Consider the following 4,676-nt stretch of genomic DNA (forward strand, 5'->3'; position numbering starts at 1 on the left):
GCGCGCCCACCTGGCCGCGCCCGTCACGCTCGGCCCGCTCGAGCGCGCCCTCATCCCCACGGGCCTCAGCCTGGAAATTCCGGTAGGCTACGAAGCCCAGATTCGGCCCCGCAGCGGCCTGGCTCTCAAACACGGCATTGGGCTGGTGAACAGCCCCGGCACCATTGATGCCGACTACCGCGGCGAAGTGCGCGTGCTACTCGTGAATCTATCGAACGAACCCTTCGTCGTGAACGACGGCGAACGCATTGCCCAACTGATAGTTGCCAAGCACGAAACCATTGCCTGGCAGCCCACCGACGCGCTGAGCGAAACCCAACGCGGCGCGGGCGGGTATGGTAGCACGGGCCGCTAGCCGCAGCTACTGCCTGGCCCACTACTTTGCATTCCTGAATATCAAACCACTGACACCTTTTTCAGCATGAAAATCATCGTCCCGATGGCCGGCATGGGCAAGCGCATGCGCCCCCACACCCTCACCGTTCCCAAGCCCTTGGTGCCCATTGCCGGCAAGCCCATTGTGCAGCGCCTCGTGGAGGACATTGCCAAAGTCTGCGGCGAGCCCGTGGATGAGGTGGCTTTCATCATCGGCCGCTTCGGGGCCGAAGTGGAAAAAAGCCTGGTGAAGATTGCCGAATCGGTGGGTGCCAAGGGCACCATCGTGTACCAGGACGAGCCGCTGGGCACGGCCCACGCCATTCTCTGCGCCAAGGAAAGCCTCACCGGCCCGCTGGTGGTGGCCTTCGCCGATACGCTGTTCAAAGCCGACTTTGTGCTCGATTCGAGCGTGCCCGGCACCATCTGGGTGCAGAAGGTGGACGACCCCAAGCCCTTCGGCGTGGTGAAGCTAAACGACAAGGGCGAGATTACGGAGTTCGTGGAGAAGCCCCAGGAATTCGTGTCGGACCTGGCCATCATCGGCATCTACTACTTCCAGGACGGCGAGTACCTGCGCAGCGAGCTGCAGTATCTGCTCGACAACGACATTAAGGACAAGGGCGAGTATCAGCTCACCAATGCCCTCGAAAACATGAAGAACAAGGGCATGGTGTTCGTGCCCGGCCGCGTGACGGAATGGCTCGACTGCGGCAACAAGGACGCCACCGTGTTCACCAACCAGCGCTACCTCGAATACCTCAAGGAGCGCGGCGAAAGCTTGGTGCACGAGTCGGCCAAAATCACCAATTCGGTGCTGATTGAGCCGGTGTACGTGGGCGAGGGTGCCGTTATCACCAACTCGGTGGTGGGCCCGCACGTGAGCCTGGGCAACCACGCCAACGTGCGCGACACGCGCCTGAGCAACTCCATCGTGCAGCAGTCGGCCTCGCTGCTGAATGTGGTGATTACGAATTCGATGGTGGGCAACTTCGCCACCGTGGCCGGCACCCCCGACGACCTGAGCCTCGGCGACTACAACCAGCTGCGGGTGTGAGCCACGGCCGTTGCCTAAGCGGCTTCGGCAGCCAGTGTAGCTGAATTGCTGGCTTCTGATTGCTGGGTGCTGGTTGACATTCATTGCCAACCAGCACCCAGCAACCAGAAAACTGTAACCAGCCCCCCGAAACTTGCAACGCAATAAGCTGCGTTGAGTATCCGGAGTAACATGCGGGATTCCTTGTATTTTTGGGAGCCGGGCCTTGCGTCCGGCTTTGTTATATAGCTGCTATGATGCGTCGTGTTGTGCTGAGCGTAGTGTTGGGGGCCAGCCTCTGGGGCGGAATGGCCGTGGCGCAGGTGCCGGAAGGTAATCCGGCAACGACAACGCCCGAAAAGCCCCTGACGCGCCGCCAACAGCGCGCCCTCGAAAAAGAGCAGCACGAGCTGGAAAAGAAGCTGGCCGATGCCCGCGCCAAGCGTGCTGCCCTGCGCGCCCAGATGTCGTCGCTGATGACCGAGCGCGAGCGCGAGCGCAGCGAAGCCCTGTTCGTAGACGGCGTGAAATACTCGCTGCTCGAAGACTACAACAAGGCCCTCGAAAGCCTGCTGAAGGCTTACGCCATCGACCCCGACAACGCGGCCATTAACTACAAGATTGCCGAGGCCAACATGCTGAGCGGCAACCTGCGCGACGCGGCCAACTACGCCGAGGCCGCCACCCGCATCGACCCCAAGAATGCCTACTACTACCTGCTGCTGGCCCAGATTGAGGCCAACCAGAAGCAGTACGACGCGGCCATCAAAACCTACGCTACCCTTATTCGGGAGGTGCCGAAATCGGGGAGCTACCTCTTCAACCTGGCCGACCTGTACCTGGCCCAGGGCAAGCTGCCCGAGGCTCTGACCACGCTCGACCAGGCCGAAAAGGAATTCGGGCAGGTCGACGAGATTTCGTTCAAGAAACAGCAGATTTACCTCAAGCAGAACAAGCTGGACCAGGCGCTGGCCGAGGGCGAAAAGCTCATCAAGGCCAACCCCAACGAGGTGCGCTACGTGCTGGCCCAGGCCGAGCTCTACGCCAACAACAACCGCCTGCCCGATGCCCTCCGCGTGTCCCAGCAGGCCCTACGCCTCGACCCCAGCGCTGCCCAGGCCCACCTCATTCTGGCCGACGTGTACCGCCAGCAGAACCTGGCCACCGAGTCGGCCCAGGAGCTGCGCCTGGCCCTAAGCAGCCCGTCGCTCGACATCGATGTGGCCGTGCGCATCCTGCTCGGCTACCTCAAGCAGCTACCCAGCCCGCAGGAATCCATCAACCAGCTGGCCCGCGACCTGGCCGCCGCCACCGTGGCCGCCCACCCCAAGGAGGCTAAGGCCTACGCCATCAGCGGCGACGTACTGGTGCAAACCGACCGCAAGGCCGAGGCCCGCAACGCCTACTCGCGTGCCCTGCGCTACGACAACTCCCGGTTTGAGGTGTGGCAGCAGGTGATTGGGCTGGACGGCGAGCTGAACCAGACCGACTCGCTGCTGCTGCACAGCAACCGCGCGCTGGAGATTTTCCCGAACCAGGCGCAGTTCTGGTTCTACAACGGCATTGCCTACCAGCTGAAAAAGCAGCCGGCCCGCGCCGCCAAGTCGCTGGAGCACGGCCGCAAGCTGGCTACCAACAACGCCGCCCTGCTGGCGCAGTTCGACGCCCAGCTGGGCGAGGCCTACCACGAATTGCACGAAGACGAAAAATCGGACGCCGCTTACGAAGCCTCGCTGGCCAGCGACCCCAGCAACGTATTGGTGCTGAACAACTACAGCTACTACCTCTCGCTGCGCGGCGCCAAGCTCGACAAGGCCAAAAGCATGGCCGGCAAGGTGGTGAAGCAGTTTCCGGATAACGAGACCTACCTCGATACGTATGCCTGGGTGCTCTACAAGCAGAAGGACTACGCCGGCGCGAAGGACGTGCTCGATAAAATCATTACCAAGTCGACGGACGGCTCCATCATCGAGCACTACGGCGACATTCTCTACCAGCTCGGCGACAAGGAAAAAGCCGCCGCCGAGTGGCAGCGCGCCCGCAAAGCCGGCGGCACCTCCGACCTGCTGGAGCGCAAACTGAAAGAACACAAGCTCTATGAATAAATTTTCGCTGCTGCTGGCCCTGGGCCTGGGTTTGGCCGGCTGCGCCCGCAAGGCCGTGCCCACCGTGTCGACCACCGGCCCCGGCACCTCCACCCCGGCCATGGAGCCCACCCTGCCGTCGGTGAAAGCCCAGAACACGGCGTTCGACTTCCTTACCATCAAGGGCAAGGCGCAGGTGACGATGAAGGGCAACAAGCAGGGCGCCAACATGTCGGTGCGAATGCGGCGCGACAGCATCATCTGGGTATCGGCCGGGCTGGCGGGATTTGAGGGCGTGCGCGCCGTGCTCACCCGCGACTCGGTGCGCGTGGTGAACAAGCTGGAGAAAACCTATTTCAGCGGCGGCTACGACTACCTCAGCAAGCTGCTGAACGTGCCCGTGAGCTTCGCCCAGATGCAAACCCTGCTGCTGGGCGACTACCTGCCCGCCCCTACTGGCACCCAGCCCACCGTGGCCACCGAGGAGGCCGGCCGCCAGCGCGTGAGCTACCCGCTGGGCGCTGTGCTCGTCGAGCACCTGCTCCAGGCCGGCAACACCGGCCGCGTGCAGCAGCTGCACCTCAGCGATGCCGCCGCCCAGCGCAACCTCACCGTCGACTACACCGATTTCCAGCCGCTGGATGAGCAGCAGCCGCTGCCGTTTGCGCGGTCGCTGTTTGTGCAGGCGCAGCAGCCGTCGGCCGGGGCCGTCACGGCCGCCATCAACTTCAATAAAGTGGAAGTAAGCCGCAGCCGGCTGGCCTTTCCGTTTGAAGTGCCGAAAGGCTACCGCCGCCTGCGCTAAGTTGCGCGAACTTTCCGTTCGCGTTGCCCCGCCATTTGTGCAATATGACCGGTGCGGAGGGGCGAACTAATGGTTCACGCTACGATGCATTCGGCCCACCGGGCGGAATACCAGCGGCGGCTGCCTAATTTTGCCTTTCTATCAGATTGGTAGGTTTTTGAATGTTTCTCCGTTGAATAAGCAGGTAGCCCGAACCGATATTGTAGCATTCCCGCCAGCAAGTGGCGCCGGTCGGAGCTATTGGTGGCTGCTGTTGCTGCTGGCAACGTGGATGTTTGCCGGGCCGGCTTTGGCCCAGCAAAAGCGCCCGCAACCCACGCGGCGGGGCAAAACGACGAAGTCGGCGGCCCGCCCGGCACCGACGCGCCGCACCCAG

4 protein-coding genes are annotated in these 4,676 nt (G+C 62.7%); all 4 read left to right on the plus strand.

What is annotated here, in order from left to right:
• The coding region (gene dut, locus ACYVDE_RS14915; protein ID WP_460502334.1) for a dUTP diphosphatase at positions 1 to 355 on the plus strand (355 nt) is incomplete at its 5' end.
• Positions 356 to 421: 66 nt separating this feature from the next.
• Positions 422 to 1,432, plus strand: coding sequence for a sugar phosphate nucleotidyltransferase (locus ACYVDE_RS14920; RefSeq protein WP_460502335.1), 1,011 nt, complete (start codon positions 422 to 424; stop codon positions 1,430 to 1,432).
• Between the two features lie 233 nt (positions 1,433 to 1,665).
• The gene (locus ACYVDE_RS14925) at positions 1,666 to 3,516 is read left to right on the plus strand and encodes a tetratricopeptide repeat protein (protein WP_460502336.1); all 1,851 of its coding nucleotides are present in this window, start codon (positions 1,666 to 1,668) and stop codon (positions 3,514 to 3,516) included.
• Positions 3,509 to 4,300: a DUF4292 domain-containing protein gene (locus tag ACYVDE_RS14930; RefSeq protein ID WP_460502337.1), complete on the plus strand. Its 792-nt coding sequence runs from the start codon at positions 3,509 to 3,511 to the stop codon at positions 4,298 to 4,300. Before ACYVDE_RS14925 ends, ACYVDE_RS14930 begins: the two co-directional genes overlap by 8 nt.
• Positions 4,301 to 4,676: the final 376 nt, after the last annotated feature.

The organism is Hymenobacter agri, from assembly GCF_054778495.1.

What these genes read in the sequence shown, in the direction of transcription:
- ACYVDE_RS14920 (WP_460502335.1), top strand. Translation starts at nt 422, where the DNA reads ATGAAAATCATCGTCCCGATGGCCGGCATGGGCAAGCGCATGCGCCCC.
- ACYVDE_RS14925 (WP_460502336.1), top strand. Translation starts at nt 1,666, where the DNA reads ATGATGCGTCGTGTTGTGCTGAGCGTAGTGTTGGGGGCCAGCCTCTGG.
- ACYVDE_RS14930 (WP_460502337.1), top strand. Translation starts at nt 3,509, where the DNA reads ATGAATAAATTTTCGCTGCTGCTGGCCCTGGGCCTGGGTTTGGCCGGC.